Source organism: Nocardioides albertanoniae (assembly GCF_006716315.1).
Lineage (GTDB): Bacteria > Actinomycetota > Actinomycetes > Propionibacteriales > Nocardioidaceae > Nocardioides > Nocardioides albertanoniae.
This window is the reverse complement of record NZ_VFOV01000001.1, coordinates 4,229,827-4,245,564: the sequence shown is the minus strand read 5'-3', so window position 1 is coordinate 4,245,564 and position 15,738 is coordinate 4,229,827. Positions and strand designations below refer to the sequence as shown.

The window sequence follows — 15,738 nt, the reverse complement described above, 5'->3', positions numbered from 1 at the left end:
GACGGCCCGTGACGGCTCAGGCCGGCTCCGGGCGGGTCTCCATGAGGTGGGCGAGCTCGTCGGTCTCCGCGTCGGTCAGCGTCGTGAAGGCGTCGCCGCGCAGGATCTGCAGCTTTCCGTCGGAGATGTCGAGGAACAGCCCGACCAGGCGTACGTCGCGGTCGCCGAGGAGATCGCCGAGCCGGTCGATCATCACCGCGACGTTGACCTGGGAGACCTGGTCGACCTCGCTGCGCCCGGCCCCGGCGGCAGCGGCGCCTACCGGGTGCCCGGCCCGCCACTCCTGGATCGCCGGCGTGGCGTGGCGCAGCCAGTCACCGACGGGGCCTTCGGGCACAGCCCCGGCGCGGGTGCTCTCCAGTGCCGAGGTGATCGCACCGCAGTGGGAGTGGCCGCAGACGACGACGGTGCTGACGCCGAGGTCGTCGACGCCGAACAGCACCGGCGCCGCGACCGAGCTGTCCGGGCTGCCGGGCTCGGGCACGAGGTTGCCCATGGTGCGCACCGTCAGCAGGTCGCCGGGGCCGCTGGACGTGATCAGGTTCGGCACGACCTGCGAGTCCACGCAGGTCAGGAAGACCGCGTGCGGCTCGTGGCCGTCGAGGAGTCCCTCGTAGACACCGCGCAACGGAGCCACCTGGCGACGGTGATACTCCCGCACCCCGAGGGCCAGCGGGTGGTGCGGGTCGCTCCGCTCGGGACGTACGTCCTGCCAGGCGCTCCACGGAAGCAGCGCGCGCGGGCTGATCGGGGGTGCCTTGAGCGCACGCTCCTGACGCGGCGCCTCGGCGCCGTGCAGGCCGGAGTGCTCCACGAGCACGCTGCCGCCGCCGGCCACGTAGCGTGCTCGCCACTGGTCGAGCTGGTCGCGTCCGGCGGGATCGAGGTAGTCGACGAGGAGGTCGAGCTCGACCACCTGGCCTTCGGGGATCGAGTCGAGGCGGGTCATCAGCGTCGGCGTCGCCAGGAACGACAGGCTGCCGTGCACCTCGACCAGCCACTTCTCGCGGCCGTCAGCGGCTCGGCCGCCCAGGCGTACGTCGATCCGCACGTGGACCAGCCGCCACAGCACCAGCACGAGGGTGGCGACCAGGCCGATGAGCACGCCTTCGATGAGGTTGAGGGCGAGCACGCCGACCACGGTGAGCGCGTAGATCCACAGCTCGCCGCGAGCACGCGCCTGGGAGATGTCGGCGGGCCTGACCAGCCCGGTGCCCATCATGATCAGCAGACCGGCCAGGGCCGCGAGCGGGATCTGCTCCACGAGCTCGACCAGCACGAGGGCGAAGACGAGCACCCAGACCCCGTGCAGGATCGCTGATGCCCGGGTGCGTGCCCCGGCCGTGACGTTGGTCGAGCTGCGGACGATGACGCCGGTGACGGGGAGGCCACCGAGAGCCCCGGACGCGGAGTTGGCCAGGCCCTGGCCGAGGAGCTCGCGGTCGAGGTTGCTGCGCGGGCCGCCGTGGAGCCTGTCGACCGCGACGGCGGAGAGAAGGCTCTCGACGCTGGCGATCAGCGCGACGGTGAGCACCGCGCCGGCCACGGCGAGCGGGGTGCCCTCCGGCAGCGCGACCGACCCGATCTCGTCGAGCAGGTCGCCGCCGAGGTGGACGCGCTCGGCGCCGGGGAGCCAGGCCGCGGCGAGCAGGGTGAGGGCGACGATGGCCACCAGCTGTCCCGGCACCGCGCGGACGCGCTGTGGCAGACGCGGCCAGGCGAGCAGGATGACGATCACGCCGAGCCCGGCCAGGATGGCGTGGATGTTGGGCTCGCGGGCGTTGACGAGGATGTGCTCGAGGTTGTCCAGCGCGCTCGACTGCGACCGTCCGCCCAGGGCGACGTTGAGCTGGCCCAGGACGATCGAAATCCCGATCGCGGCGAGCATCGCGCTGACGACGGTCGGGGAGATGGCCAGCGCGTAGCGCCCCAGGCGGGTGGCGCCGAGCACGACCTGGAGCAGGCCGGCCATCAGGGTGATCGCACAGGTGGCCTCCCAGCCGAACTCGGCGACGATCTCGGCGACGACGACGGTGAGGCCTGCGGCCGGGCCGCTGACCTGGAGCGGTGAGCCGCCGAACAGGCCGGCGACGATGCCGCCCGCCGCGGCGGCGATCAGGCCCGCGGCGACAGGCGCGCCGGAGGCGACGGCGATGCCGAGCGAGAGCGGCACCGCGACGAGGAAGACGACGAGCGAGGCAGGAACGTCGAAGCGGACGATCTGTCGAAGCTGATCGCGAGGTCGGGGTCTGCCTGGACGTAGGGTCGGGTCAGTTGATGACACGTCAGAATCCTCCGTGAGGAGCCGAGATCGAGAATGGCGGTCGTCAATCAGGCTAGACAGGTGTCCAAAGCGCTGGGGTGGGGTCGCCGCGCGGGAGCCGCCTGATGAGGGTGGGGCCGGGGGTTCTACGCTGAGCGCATGGACATCCTGCGGCAGATCCTGCTCGTCATCCACCTGCTTGGTTTCGCGGCGCTCTTCGGCGGTCTGTTGATGCAGATCAAGACCCCCGACAAGGTCGCCAACGGCCTCATGCGCGACGGCTCGGGCACCGCGTTCGTCGCCGGTCTGCTGCTGGTCGGCGTGCTCGAGATGGGCGACGGCCCGGTCGACCACGCCAAGATCGGCGTGAAGCTCGTCATCGGCCTGGTCGTCCTCGGCCTGGTGATGTCGCAGCTGCGCAAGCCCAAGATCTCCGACGGTCTCTACTGGACCATCTTCGGCCTGACGATCATCAACGTCTGCGTCGCCGTCTTCTGGTCGTCCGCGCACGTCGCGGCGTAGCAGGTTCCGCGCTTGACCTGGACCGAGGTCCAGGTCAGAGGCTTGCTCGTCGACTCTCGTCCTCGAGAGCCAGAGTGAGCCGCTTGAGGAGCCCGGCGAGGGTCTTGCGCTCGGTGGCGCTCAGCTCGGCGAGCAGGTCGTCCTCGTAGCGGCCGCGACGCGCCATCGCCTTCCGCCAGATCTTGGTGCCGGCGGTGGTGGTCTCGACGTGCACACGGCGGCGGTCGTCGGGGTCTGCCCGGCGCTGGATCCACCCCGCCTTCTCGAGCGAGTCGAGGCGGCCGGTCAGCCCGGCGGGGCTGATCCCGAGGTCGTCGGCGAGGGCCGAGGGGCTGGCCTGGCCGGGGGTGTCGCGGATCATCAGCTCGTGGAGCGTCTCGTACTCGAAGTCGTGGAGCCCGACCTCTTTCACCGCCTCCTGCTTGGTCGTACGCAGGTGCTTCATGATGCGGCCGATCCGCACCGTGATCGCCTCGATGTCGTCGTCGAACTCCACGTCGATCCAGTGGTCGCGCCAGCGCGCGACGTGCCGGTCGGCCCAGTCGTCTTTCTCCACGCCTCGATCGTACGGGGTAATTCTCTGGCGAATATTTCGCTAGCGAATTAATCTTCCGCCATGACGACTCTCGATCCCGTGCGCACGCGCGGCGGGGTGCTTCGGCACCGCGACTTCCGCCTGCTCGCCGCGGGTGGCGCGATCAGCATGATCGGCAACGGCATCACCCCGGTGGCGTTGGCGTTCGCGGTGATCGACCTCGGCGGAGGTGCCGCCGAGCTCGGGCTCGTGGTGGCCTCGTTCGCGACCGCGGAGGTGATGGCCACCCTTCTCGGCGGAGTGCTGGGCGACCGGTTCTCGCGCAAGGTGATGATGGAGGGCACCTCCGCGGCCAGCGCGGTGGTGCAGGTGGTGCTCGCGGTCATGTTGATCGGCGGGTTCGCCTCCATCCCCGCGCTGACAGTCGCCGGTGTGGTCACCGGCGTGCTCGGAGCCCTCAACCGACCGTCCTCGCAGGCGATGACCCGGTTCACCGTGCCCGCGGAGGAGGTCGCCCATGCCGTGCCCGCGCGGGCGCTGGCCAACCAGGTCGGTATGACCGTGGGATATGCGCTCGGCGGCGTACTCGTCTCGGTGGTCGGTGCCGGCTGGTCGATCATGATCGACGCCGCGACCTTCGCCGTCGCGGCCGTGTGCTTCGCGCTGATGCGGGTCGCCCACGTGCGCCCCGAGGGCGCGCGGGTGTCGATGCTCGCCGATCTGGGCGAGGGCGCGCGGGAGGTGCTGCGTCACACCTGGTTGTGGCTGCTGATCATCCAGGCGCTGCTCTACCACCTCTTCTACGGCGGCGCCCAGGGCGTGCTCGGCCCGATCGTCGTCGGCGAGGGCATGAGCCGCTCGGCGTGGGGCGTCTCACTGGCCGTCATGATGGCCGGCTTCGTCGTCGGAGGCCTGATCTGCCTGCGCTGGCGCCCCAGGCGGATGTTGTACGTCGGCGCGGCACTGCTCTCGCTGACGGCGCTGTTCCCGATCGCGATGGCCGTGGCCGAGGCGCCTGCGGTGGTGTGGGGCGGCGCGTTCCTGCACGGTGTGGGGCTCTCGATCTTCTCGGTCTTCTGGGATCTCGCCATCCAGCAACAGATCCCCGAGGACAAGCTCTCCCGGGTCTACTCCTTCGACATCGTCGGATCCTTCATCGCCCGCCCGGTCGGGCTCGCGGTGACCGGTCCGGTCGCCGCGGCGGTCGGCTTCGCCCCCTGGCTCCTCGTGGTGGCTGCGGTGATCGGCGGCTCCTCGCTGATCGCGCTGCTCTCTCGCGACGTACGAGTGCTCCAGCGTCTTCCCTGAGGCCACTGAGACCGCCGGGGCGCGACCTGTCGATGCCGGTCTGGTCGGTGCCGGTCTTGTCGGTGCTGGGCCCTAGGCTGGAGCCAGCATGAGTACGCCTGATCAGACCCCACTCGCATCCATCCCGGGCCTCGAGGCCTTCGCCTCGACGCAGCCCGCCGACGAGCCGCGTACGAAACGTGGCGGGCCGACCACGGAGGAGCTGCTCGACGGGCTCAACGAGCCCCAGAAGGCGGCGGTGCAGCACCGAGGGGCGCCGCTCCTGGTGGTCGCCGGTGCGGGGTCGGGCAAGACTCGCGTGCTGACCCGGCGGATCGCCTGGCTGATCTCCCAGCGCGGCGTCCACCCGGGCAGCATCCTGGCGATCACGTTCACCAACAAGGCCGCCGCCGAGATGAAGGCGCGCGTCGAGGATCTGGTCGGCAAGCGGGCGCGGATCATGTGGGTGAGCACGTTCCACAGCGCCTGCGTGCGCATCCTCCGCAAGGAGATCGACAAGGTGGGGCTCAAGTCCAACTTCTCGATCTACGACGCCCAGGACCAGAAGCGGCTGATGCAGCTGGTGCTGAGCGATCTCGACCTCGACCCGCGCCACTACCAGCCCGGTCAGGTGCTCAACTGGGTCAGCGACCAGAAGAACGAGCTACGCGACGTCGAGGCCGCTGAGAAGGATGCCCGCAACCATCTCGAGCAGACCTATGTGGCGGCCTACAAGGAGTATCAGAAGCGTCTGCGGCAGGCGAACGCCTTCGACTTCGACGACCTGATCATGGCCACCGTCGAGCTCTTCCGGGCCTATCCGGAGGTGCGGGAGGTCTACCGTCGCCGGTTCCGGCACGTGCTGGTCGATGAGTATCAAGACACCAACCATGCGCAGTACGCCCTGGTCCACGAGCTCTGTGCCGACCGGATGGACGACACGACGCTGACCGACTCCTACGAGCCGGACACCCCGCGGGCGGAGCCGGCCGAGCTGATGGTGGTCGGTGACGCCGACCAGTCCATCTACGCCTTCCGTGGCGCCAACATCCGCAACATCCTCGACTTCGAGCAGGACTTCCCCGACGCCGCGACGATCCTGCTGGAGCAGAACTATCGCTCCAGCCAGACGATCCTCACCGCGGCCAACGCGGTCATCAAGAACAACAAGGGGCGCAAGGAGAAGGCCCTGTGGAGCGATGCCGGCAACGGCGAGCGGATCGTCGGTTACGTCGCCGACGACGAGCGTGACGAGGCGCGGTTCGTCTCCGACGAGATCGACAAGCTCGTCGACTCCGGGCTCAAGGCCGCCGACGTGGCCGTCTTCTACCGCACCAACGCTCAGTCGCGCGTCTTCGAGGAGGTGTTCATCCGCACCGGTCAGCCCTACAAGGTCGTCGGCGGAGTGCGCTTCTACGAGCGCAAGGAGGTGCGTGACGCTCTCGCCTATCTGCGCATCCTGGCCAACCCCGACGACCAGGTCTCGCTGCGTCGGATCCTCAACACACCCAAGCGAGGCATCGGTGACCGGGCGGTTGCCTGCGTCAACGCGCTGGCCGAGCGCGACGGTCTGACCTTCTGGGACGCGCTGCAGAAGGCCGAGGACGCCCCGGGCCTGGCCACCCGCAGCCTGACCAACATCAAGGCCTTCGTGGCCATGGTCGAGGAGCTGCTGCAGATGGTCGCGGCCGGTGAGCGTGCCGACGTCATCTTGGAGACCGTGCTCGACCGCTCCGGTTATCTCCTCTCGCTGGAGGAGTCCGACGACCCGCAGGACGAGACCCGCGTGGAGAACCTCGCCGAGCTCGTCGCGGTGGCGCGCGAGTTCGCCGACGACCCCGTCGCCGCCCCGAGCGCCGACCCGGCCGACGTCGACGCGGGCACGGTCACGCCCGGCCTCCCCGACTTCCTCGAGCGGGTCGCTCTGGTCGCCGACACCGATCAGATCCCCGACGACGAAGACGGCGTGGTCACCCTGATGACGCTGCACACCGCCAAGGGGCTGGAGTTCCCCGCGGTCTTCCTCACCGGCATGGAGGACGGCGTCTTCCCCCACTCACGAGCCCTCGGCGACAGCACCGAGCTCGAGGAGGAGCGCCGCCTCGCCTACGTCGGGATCACCCGCGCCGAGAAGCGACTCTTCATCTCGCGGGCGGTGGTCCGGTCGGCCTGGGGCGCGCCGTCGCACAACCCCGGCAGCCGTTTCCTCGACGAGCTCCCGATCGACCTGGTCGACTGGAAGCGTACGGAGAAGGAGATGAGCTCGTGGGGTCGCCCGAGCTTCGCCACCGAGCGGTGGAGCGACGGACAGCGCCTGGGCCAGCCCACCGCCGCGGGCCGCCGCAACTTCTCCTCGGCGGCGCTGCGCGCCGACGCCGCCGCGAAGTCGAAGCCCGCCCGCGAGGTCCCGTCGCTGGAGCCGGGTGACCGGGTCACCCACGACTCGTTCGGCCTCGGCACCGTCGTCACCATCGAGGGTGCGGCCGACAAGCAGGTCGCCAGCATCGACTTCGGGGAGACGGGGGTCAAGCGGTTGCTGCTGCGCTACGCGCCGGTCGAGAAGCTGTGATTCGGGGCGGGTGAGGGCTCACGGGGCTTCTGACCGCTCGGAGGCGGCTGTCTCCCCGTGAGACGCCGAGTCGGCGCAACGGCACGCCTCGCTCGCTTCGCTTCGCTCCAAGGCATGCAGTTGCGCCGACTCGGCTCTGTGCCGAGCTGACGCGCTGCGCGCGTCAGCTCGGGTCTACGCCGTGCTCGTTGAGGGCGGCGTCGGGGTCGACGGCGTCACCACCACCGGGGCGGACCTCGACATGGAGGTGGTCGCCGGTGGAGTTTCCGGTCGAACCGACGTAGCCGATGACCTCACCGGGGGAGACCGACTGGCCGACGGAGACGCCGTAGTCGCTCTGGTGGCAGTACCACATCTCGGTGCCGTCTTCGAGCGTGATGATCGTGCGGTTGCCGTAGGCGCCGCCCCAGGCGGTCTCGGTGACCGTGCCGCGGGCGATGGCGTGGATCGGAGTGCCGTAGGGCGCCGCGAAGTCGAGACCCGTGTGGGTGCTGGACCAGTTGGCGCCGGAGGAGCCGAAGGTGCCGGTGATGTGGTAGACGCCCGTGGGGATCGGGAGCTCCCACATGTTGGACTTGAGGAACTTGTCCTGCTTGTCGGCCTGCACGTCGATGCCCTGCAGCGCCTTCTCGCGGTCGCTCGCCGCGGTGTCGGTCTGCGAGCGCTCGTCGTTACGCGTCACGGTCGCCGACCGGTCGCCGACCGCGACCATGTCGCTGTCGCCGCCGAGCGCCGTGGCTCCGACGAGGCGTACGTCGTCGGCCGCGACCATCGTCGGGCCGCCGGTGAGCGCGATGCCGCCGATCGCGGCGGCCAGGGCGGCGGCGCCGGCGGTCATCGGGACGGTCGGCCGGCTGCCGCCGGACGGCGTGGCGTTCACACGACGCGTGCGCGGCTTGGTGGGACCGCCGATGCCGACCATGGTGCCGGTGGTCTCGACCGCCGGGAGGTCGTGCAGGTCGGATCCGTAGGTCGCGATCTCGCTGATGCTCGGCAGGTCGATGCTGCCGGTCTCGGCGCGGAAGTAGGACTCGGGCTGCCGCTGCGCGTAGCCATCCTCATAACCCTGGTAGGGCGCCTCGGCCTGCGGCTCCGTGTAGTAGGGAACCTCGGCTGCGTAGGTCTCGGCCGGGAGGTCGATCGCCATCGAGTCGAAGTCGATCTGCTGCGGCAGGGAGACCGGGGGCGCCGGGAACGAGGTGGTGTCGATCTGGAACGACGACGGCGGCGCGTCGTAGGCCTCCTGGAACCCGCGGGGCTCCTGGGCGGCGGGGGCCGGCGCCGGGTAGGTGGGAGCCGGCGCCTGGCGCGGCTGGCGGACGGCCCGGAGCTTGCCGGTCAGCGGGGCGAAGGTGTTGGCCATCCGCAGCGGCTTCGGCGTGTGGGTCGGCTCGGGCGCCTTGAAGGTGGGCTCCGGCACGACAGGCGCCACGGGCGCGGCCGGCTCGGGGCGCGCAGCCTCGGGAGCAGCAGCCTCGGGGGCCGCCGGGATGCCGCGGGGCGGCGTCTGCGGCGACGTCGAGCGGCTGGTCGCGCGCTTCATCGGCGCGGCCTTGGTCGGCTGGGTGAGGAACTTGGTGAGCTCAGAGGTGGTCATGCCACCGACACCGAGGTCGTCGAGGACGTCGGGGGTCACCTTGTCGGGGTCGATGCCCATCGAGGAGAGCAGGTCGGCCAGCACCGGGTCGACCTGGCTGGCGCGCCGCTGCACGGGCACGATCGGCCGCGCAGCCGGCTTCGGCTGGGGCGGCGACGTCGGGAACGTCGCGGGGAAGGGGGAGGAGCCGGTGTCGCCCTCGACGAGAGCGCGCAGCTCACCGGTCGAGATGCGGCCGTCGGTGGAGCTCAGGGCGCGAGGCGCCTCGACGATCGGCTGGGCGCCGGTCTGCTCCAGCACCACCCGGTCGGGCCGGGTCTTGGCGACCGGCTCTTCGGGCGTCTCGGAGATGGCGGGGGGATTCGGGGTCGCTGCGGCGGGAGCGGGCGCCGCACGGCGCTTCCCGACGTAGGAGGTCGATCCGGTCGCTCGCGGCGCAGGCCTGGAAGCTGGACTGTCGGTCGCCGGCGCTGCGCGCCGCTTCCCGACGTAGCCGTTGCTCGTGCTTGCTCCGGGGGAAGGGGTGACCGAACGCGGACTGTCATTGGTGACGTCGGCTCGGTGGTTGCCCATCAGTTCATATCTCCGCTGTTCGAGGGTCAGACGGCGAGCCACGACTGTAACGGACCGGAGGGTGCGGTCAAGAAATGTGGCACGCCCGTGTCGGTGATTTCACCTTCGGCATCTTCGCAATCCGTCGCTGATCTGCGGATATCCGCCAGACTCGGAACGGGATTGCGCCACTTTTATGGCACACGAAACGCGTGTCTTCGGCCGATTTGAGCCTCTATGAGGTATTGAAACGCGCGAGTCGCTGAACGACCGGAGCGTCCCTACGAACGTGGCCGGGGCCGTCTGCGTAGCGATCTGGGGCTGTTACCCGAGGTTGCCGATTTGTTGGTATATGTCCGGTGTGTCCGGCCCTGCCGTTCTGCTAGTGGCGTAGGTCACGTCGTAGCCCCTCGGCTCGTATCCCGGCCATACCGGGGTCTAAGGTGCTGGACGGACACATCTGAAGACGAGGGCGTCGGCCGCTGATCCATGCGGTACGCCGCTCCGTACCGCAACACACAGACCAGGTGGATCAGTGGATCTCATGGAGTACCAGGCGAAGAAGCTCTTCGCCAAGCACGGCGTCGCCGTGACCGAAGGTGTCGTCGTCGAGACGGCTGAGGAAGCCAAGAAGGCTGCTGAGGAGATCGGCTTCTGCGTCGTCAAGGCGCAGGTCAAGGCCGGTGGCCGAGGCAAGGCCGGTGGCGTGAAGCTGGCCAAGACCGCGGATGAGGCGTTCGAGCACGCCTCGAACATCCTCGGTATGGAGATCAAGGGTCTCAAGGTCAACCGCGTGCTGATCACCCCGGCGACGCCGCCGCAGGAGGAGTACTACTTCTCGTTCCTGCTGGACCGTTCGAACCGGCAGTACCTCTGCATCGCGTCCGTCGAGGGTGGTGTGGAGATCGAGGAGGTCGCCAAGACCAACCCCGACGCCGTGAAGCAGATCGGCATCGACCCCGGCAAGGGCGTCGACGAGGCCAAGGCACGTGAGATCGCCACCGAGTGCGGCTTCCCGGAGCCCGTCTTCGAGCAGGCCGTCTCGATGATCCAGAGCCTCTACACGGTGTTCACCGAGGAGGACGCGACCCTCGTCGAGGTCAACCCGCTGGCTCGCCTCGAGGGCGACAAGCTGGAGGCCCTGGACGGCAAGGTCTCCCTGGACGACAACGCCTCCGAGATCCGCCACGACGACCACGAGGACTTCGTCATCCGTGACGAGGAGGACCCGCTCGAGGCGAAGGCCAAGGACAAGGGCCTCAACTACGTCAAGCTCGACGGTCAGGTCGGCATCATCGGCAACGGCGCGGGTCTGGTCATGTCGACCCTCGACGTGGTCGCCTACGCCGGCGAGAACCACGGCAGCGTGAAGCCCGCCAACTTCCTCGACATCGGTGGCGGCGCCAACGCGCAGGTCATGGCTGACGGGCTCGACGTGATCCTCAACGACGAGCAGGTCAAGTCTGTGTTCGTCAACGTCTTCGGCGGCATCACCGCCTGTGACGAGGTCGCCAACGGCATCAAGGGTGCCCTGGAGATCCTCGGCGACGCCGCGAGCAAGCCGCTGGTCGTGCGCCTCGACGGCAACAACGTGGAGGAGGGCCGCGCGATCCTCGCCGAGCTCAACCACCCGTTGGTCAACCTTGTCGACACCATGGACGGCGGGGCCGACAAGGCCGCCGAGCTGGCCAACGCCTGAGGCCCGGCCCAGAGAAACGGCAGAGAAACTAACAATGAGCATTTACCTCAACAAGGACAGCAAGGTCATCGTCCAGGGCATCACCGGCGGCATGGGTGCGAAGCACACCGCCCTGATGCTCGACTCGGGTGCCCAGATCGTCGGTGGCGTCAACGCCCGCAAGGCCGGCACGACCGTGACCCACAAGGACGCCAACGGCGCCGACGTGGAGCTCCCGGTGTTCGGCACCGTGGCGGAGGCGATGAAGGAGACCGGCGCTGACGTGTCGGTCCTCTTCGTGCCGCCGGCGTTCACCAAGGACGCCGCCATCGAGGCCATCGACGCCGAGATGCCGCTGATCGTCATCATCACCGAGGGTGTGCCGGTTCAGGACACCGCCGAGGTGTGGTCCTACCTGCAGGGCAAGTCCACCCGCATGGTCGGCCCCAACTGCCCCGGCATCATCACGCCGGGTGAGTCGCTCGCCGGCATCACCCCGCACACGATCACGGGCAAGGGTCCGGTCGGTCTCGTCTCCAAGTCGGGCACGCTGACCTACCAGATGATGTACGAGCTGAAGGACTTCGGCTTCTCCACCGCCATCGGCATCGGGGGTGACCCGGTCATCGGCACCACCCACATCGACGCCCTCGAGGCGTTCGAGAAGGATGACGAGACCAAGGTCATCGTCATGATCGGTGAGATCGGTGGCGACGCCGAGGAGCGCGCCGCGGCCTTCATCAAGGAGAACATCACCAAGCCCGTCGTCGGCTACGTCGCCGGCTTCACCGCGCCGGAGGGTAAGACCATGGGTCACGCCGGCGCGATCGTGTCCGGCTCGGCCGGCACCGCCTCGGCGAAGAAGGAGGCCCTCGAGGCCGCCGGCGTCAAGGTGGGCAAGACCCCGTCGGAGACCGCTGCTCTCGCTCGCGAGATCCTGCAGTCCCTCTGACGTACGTCAGCAACGAAGTGCCCCGCGACCGGTTCGGTCGCGGGGCACTTCGTATCTCTGGCGAGAGCCGGGCGCGTACGGGGAATGTCGCGCCCGTTCTCGACTGTGTGATCAGCGCGACCTCAGGCCGCGACGGGCTCCTTCGCCGGCTCCTCGTCCTCGAGGAGCCCGGCTGCGGAGGCGGAGCTGTAGCGGTCGAGGTCGAGGATGCCTTCCCGCTTGGCCACGATCGTCGGCACCAGCGCCTGGCCGGCGACGTTGACCGCGGTGCGGCCCATGTCGAGGATCGGGTCGATCGCGAGCAGCAGACCGACACCGGCCAGCGGCAGGCCGAGCGTCGAGAGCGTGAGCGTGAGCATCACGACGGCGCCGGTGAGGCCGGCGGTGGCGGCAGAGCCGACGACCGAGACGAAGGCGATCAGGAGGTAGTCGGTGATGCCCAGGTCGATGCCGAAGATCTGCGCGACGAAGATCGCCGAGATCGCGGGGTAGATCGACGCGCAGCCGTCCATCTTGGTGGTGGAGCCCAGCGGGACCGCGAACGAGGCGTACTCCTGCGGGACGCCGAGGTTCTTGACCGTCACCTGCTCGGTGACCGGCATGGTGCCGACCGAGGAGCGCGAGACGAAGCCGAGCTGGATGGCCGGCCAGGCGCCGCGGAAGTAGGCGAGCGGGTTGAGCCCGTTGGTGCGCAGCACGACCGGGTAGACGACGAACAGCACGAGCGCGAGACCGACGTAGACGGCGACCACGAACCAGGCCAGCGAGCCCAGCGAGTCCCAGCCGTAGGACGCGACCGCGTTGCCGATCAGGCCGAGCGTGCCGAGCGGTGCCAGCCGGATGATCCACCACAGCACCTTCTGCACGATCGCGAGGAAGGAGCGGTTGAACGCGAGGAAGGGCTCGGCCTTGTCACCGGTCTTGAGCGCGGCGATGCCGATGGCGAGCGCGACGACGAGCACCTGGAGCACGTTGAAGCTCAGCGCGGTCTCGGCCAGCGGGCTGCCGCCGACCTGCTCGACGCTCGTCGATGCCTCGAGGCCGAGGAAGTTGCCCGGGATCAGGCCCTGGAGGAAGTCGAGCCACGACGCGGACGCGCCCGCCTCGGCGGCGTCGGAGGTGCTGACCGCGGTGTTGCTCCCGGGCCTGAAGATCAGCCCGAGACTGATGCCGATCGCGACCGAGATCGCCGCCGTGATCGCGAACCACAGCAACGTCTGGCCGGCGAGCCGGGCAGCGTTGCTGACCGTACGCAGGTTGGCGATCGAGGCGACGATGGCGGTGAAGACGAGGGGGACGACGACGGCCTTCAGCAGCGAGACGAACGAGTCGCCGACCGTGGACAGGGTGGTGGTCAGCCAGTTGGCTTCGTCGCCGCCCGCCGGCCCGATCGCTCGGGCGACCGCACCCAGCGCGATGCCGAGGGCGAGGCCCAGCACGATCTGGACCGAGAAGGACGGTAGGCGCAGTCGCCGTCGGGCTGCTGAGGTGGGGGCGGTGGACACGGGCGGACCTCTCCGGGGTTGACGTGGTTCAGGGCTTGGAACGCCCCGACCGATACATGTCTTCCCTGCGTACGCGCGTTGTGACCGGAGTCTCCACGTGCTAAGTCATGAAAGACAATCGATCATATCGTGTTTGCCGCAGTCCGTGTTCCCGATGTCTGTGCAGATCCTCAGCGCAGGTCCCTGATGCCCGCCTTCACCGCGGCCTTCTCGATGGCCAGGATCCGCCCGGGCCAGGTGTCGGGCTGGTCGGGCTGGTAGCACGGGTCGTCCTTGTCGCCGGTGCTCGGCGGGCAGGGCCCGGCGAGCTCGGAGTAGCCGACCAGGACGAGCCGACCGTCGTACTGCGCGACCAGCTCGGTCTCGAACCACATCCCGTCGCCCTCGCTGCGCGCGCCGTACGTCGTCTGCGAGCGTGCCGCGCGGTCGAGCCCGAGCTTGATGTCGGTGCCGACGTCGATGGGCAGGTCGGTGACGTCCGGCTGGACGTCGAGCTTGTCGGCCGGGCAGACCTCCTGCCACTCCATCACTTCGTTGTACGCAGCACCGGCATCGTTCGCGTCGGCGAAGTCGAGCACGGCCACGTGCACCTGCCCGACGTCGACGCCCTCGGAGGTGGTGTGGAAGTCGGCGAGGACCTGCTCTCTCGGGGCGAGCGAGGAGAGCCAGTCCTTCTGGCAGGCGAGCGTGGGCACGTCCGTCGGCGGGGTGTACGCCTCCCAGTCCGCCTCGAAGCGGTCGAGCGGTGCGAGATCGCCCGCGCCGACGAGGTTGGCGGTGCTGAGGACGCCCGTCGGGGCAGAGGTGTCCGGCGCCGACGGGTCCGTCGACGGGTCGGCCGCCACCTCGGCGCCGATCATCCGGCGGGCGGCGTTGACGGCCGAGCTCTGCAGGTCGGTGGGCGAGACGTAGTCCTGCACGGCGCGCTGCCGGGTCAGCACCAGCACCCGGTCCTCCGCGGAGACGACGGCGGTCGCCACCTCCAACCGAGCGTTCAGGTCCGGGTCGTCGGACAGATAGCTGACCACGTGGATGTCGCCGCCGGAGATGAAGTCTCTCTCGACCGGCAGCGAGCCGGAGGTCGATGCGTCGACGGTGGAACAGTCGGCCGCCGCGGCGGAGAGGTCGTCGCGCACCTGCTTGGCGGAGTCGGGTGAGCCGAACTCGGAGACCAGCGCACTCATCGTCCCGAGGGTCTTGTCGTCAGAGCCCACGGAGTCACCGACCGCGAAGTCGCGGCGGAAGGTCGCCTCGGCGCCGGCTTCGTCGAGCGTCTCGGTGAAGCAGGGGTTGGCGGCATCGTCGCCCTCGCCGTCGTAGGTCCGGGTCTCGGACCACGACGCGTCGTCGGGGCCGACCAGGTCCTCGGCGACCGGCAGGTTGGCGCGAGTCAGCTCGACAGGGCCCGCCGAGGCCGACCCGGACGGGCTGGGCCCGGCGGTGCTCGGTGTCTCGCTCGGCGCCGGCGCGGGGTCGATGGCCCGATCGCCGAAGCCGGAGGAGAGGAAGAGGATGGGCCCGGCGACGGCGGCAGCCACGGCCACGGCGCCCGCGGCGACGACCGCACGACGGCGGCGCCGGATCTGGTCGCCCCGATGGCGTACCTCGGCTGCGGACTTCATCGGTGCTCCAGGGGTATCAGCGCGGAACTGGTCCAGACGCGAGATCGGGTCACTCATCTCAGGCCTCCTTCCAGACGGCGCCGGGAGTTTCTTCGGCAAGGAGCTCGGCCAGGGCGGCTCGTCCTCGAGCCAGTCGAGCTTTGATGGTGCCGGTGGGGGCGCCGACCTCGGCGGCGACCTGGTGCACCGGCAGGTCGGCGATGTGGTGCAGGACGATCGCCTGCCGTTGCGGCTCGGGCAGCTTCTTCAGGGCGGCGACGAGAGCCACGTGGGTCTCGTCGACGGCCGGCATCTCCGTCTGCGCGCCCACGGCGCGGTCGGTGGCCCGGGAGGCGTACTTCTTCCGACGCCAGCGCCCGACCGCGAGCCGGTAGGCGGTGGTGCGCACCCAGGCCTCGGGATAGTCGACCGAGGACAGCTTGCGCCGGTGCGCCCAGGCGCGGGCGAAGGCCTCCTGCACGCACTCGCTGGCCTCGTCGAAGTCGCCGATCATGGCGTACACCTGCGCACACACGCGGCGGTAGGACGCGTTGTACAACGCGTCGAACTCGTCCTCGTCCATCGCTCGCCTCTCCTGGCCGCCATCGGCCTGCCCGTCCGCACCGGCCTCGAGCCAGTGTCAACGATTCAGACGCGTGAGTGGCGGTCCCGGTTGC

General features: G+C 69.5%; 11 protein-coding genes. 5 read left to right on the top strand and 6 right to left on the bottom strand.

From position 1 onward, the window contains the following. Positions 1-16: 16 nt before the first annotated feature. Positions 17-2,284: a SulP family inorganic anion transporter gene (locus FB381_RS20340; protein ID WP_141781961.1), complete on the bottom strand. Its 2,268-nt coding sequence runs from the start codon at positions 2,282-2,284 to the stop codon at positions 17-19. A 138-nt stretch (positions 2,285-2,422) separates the two neighbouring features. Between FB381_RS20340 and FB381_RS20335 the strand changes: the two genes are divergently transcribed. After that, positions 2,423-2,785: a hypothetical protein gene (locus FB381_RS20335; protein WP_141781960.1), complete on the top strand. Its 363-nt coding sequence runs from the start codon at positions 2,423-2,425 to the stop codon at positions 2,783-2,785. Between the two features lie 34 nt (positions 2,786-2,819). Here FB381_RS20335 and FB381_RS20330 read toward each other — a convergent pair whose 3' ends face one another. Then, positions 2,820-3,341 (bottom strand): MarR family winged helix-turn-helix transcriptional regulator, encoded by a 522-nt coding sequence (locus tag FB381_RS20330; protein WP_141781959.1) that lies wholly within the window; start codon positions 3,339-3,341, stop codon positions 2,820-2,822. A gap of 60 nt (positions 3,342-3,401) precedes the next feature. On the opposite strand from FB381_RS20330, the gene FB381_RS20325 reads away from it, so the two are divergent. Together FB381_RS20325 and pcrA are read left to right on the top strand one after the other, a co-directional pair. Continuing rightward, positions 3,402-4,628 carry an MFS transporter gene (locus FB381_RS20325; RefSeq protein WP_141781958.1) on the top strand — a complete coding sequence of 409 codons (1,227 nt, stop codon included), beginning with the start codon at positions 3,402-3,404 and terminating at the stop codon, positions 4,626-4,628. 88 nt (positions 4,629-4,716) lie between these two features. Next, the gene (gene pcrA, locus FB381_RS20320) at positions 4,717-7,176 is read left to right on the top strand and encodes a DNA helicase PcrA (protein WP_141781957.1); all 2,460 of its coding nucleotides are present in this window, start codon (positions 4,717-4,719) and stop codon (positions 7,174-7,176) included. Positions 7,177-7,339: 163 nt separating this feature from the next. Here pcrA and FB381_RS24130 read toward each other — a convergent pair whose 3' ends face one another. Further along, on the bottom strand, positions 7,340-9,346 hold the full coding sequence (locus FB381_RS24130; protein ID WP_211352505.1) for a M23 family metallopeptidase: 2,007 nt from the start codon (positions 9,344-9,346) through the stop codon (positions 7,340-7,342). Between the two features lie 514 nt (positions 9,347-9,860). On the opposite strand from FB381_RS24130, the gene sucC reads away from it, so the two are divergent. Both sucC and sucD read left to right on the top strand, forming a co-directional pair. After that, complete coding sequence (gene sucC / locus FB381_RS20310) at positions 9,861-11,024, top strand: ADP-forming succinate--CoA ligase subunit beta (protein ID WP_141781956.1); 1,164 nt, start codon at positions 9,861-9,863, stop codon at positions 11,022-11,024. Positions 11,025-11,058: 34 nt separating this feature from the next. Then, entirely contained in the window at positions 11,059-11,955 is an 897-nt protein-coding gene (sucD, locus tag FB381_RS20305) for a succinate--CoA ligase subunit alpha (protein WP_141781955.1), read from the top strand. 122 nt (positions 11,956-12,077) lie between these two features. On the opposite strand, the gene FB381_RS20300 is transcribed toward sucD, so the two are convergent. The 3 genes from FB381_RS20300 to FB381_RS20290 all read right to left on the bottom strand — a co-directional run bounded on the left by FB381_RS20300 (position 12,078) and on the right by FB381_RS20290 (position 15,644). Next, a complete protein-coding gene (locus FB381_RS20300; RefSeq protein WP_141781954.1) occupies positions 12,078-13,460 on the bottom strand; it encodes a dicarboxylate/amino acid:cation symporter in 1,383 nt (460 codons plus the stop codon). Between the two features lie 170 nt (positions 13,461-13,630). Continuing rightward, positions 13,631-15,139 (bottom strand): hypothetical protein, encoded by a 1,509-nt coding sequence (locus FB381_RS20295; RefSeq protein ID WP_141781953.1) that lies wholly within the window; start codon positions 15,137-15,139, stop codon positions 13,631-13,633. 1 nt (position 15,140) lies between these two features. Continuing rightward, entirely contained in the window at positions 15,141-15,644 is a 504-nt protein-coding gene (locus FB381_RS20290) for an RNA polymerase sigma factor (protein WP_141781952.1), read from the bottom strand. Positions 15,645-15,738: the final 94 nt, after the last annotated feature.

Excerpts from the sequence above, each read along its gene's own strand:
- FB381_RS20335 (WP_141781960.1), top strand. The coding sequence starts at position 2,423 with ATGGACATCCTGCGGCAGATCCTGCTCGTCATCCACCTGCTTGGTTTC.
- FB381_RS24130 (WP_211352505.1), bottom strand. The coding sequence starts at position 9,346 with ATGGGCAACCACCGAGCCGACGTCACCAATGACAGTCCGCGTTCGGTC.
- FB381_RS20325 (WP_141781958.1), top strand. The coding sequence starts at position 3,402 with ATGACGACTCTCGATCCCGTGCGCACGCGCGGCGGGGTGCTTCGGCAC.
- FB381_RS20295 (WP_141781953.1), bottom strand. The coding sequence starts at position 15,139 with ATGAGTGACCCGATCTCGCGTCTGGACCAGTTCCGCGCTGATACCCCT.
- pcrA (WP_141781957.1), top strand. The coding sequence starts at position 4,717 with ATGAGTACGCCTGATCAGACCCCACTCGCATCCATCCCGGGCCTCGAG.
- sucD (WP_141781955.1), top strand. The coding sequence starts at position 11,059 with ATGAGCATTTACCTCAACAAGGACAGCAAGGTCATCGTCCAGGGCATC.
- FB381_RS20290 (WP_141781952.1), bottom strand. The coding sequence starts at position 15,644 with ATGGACGAGGACGAGTTCGACGCGTTGTACAACGCGTCCTACCGCCGC.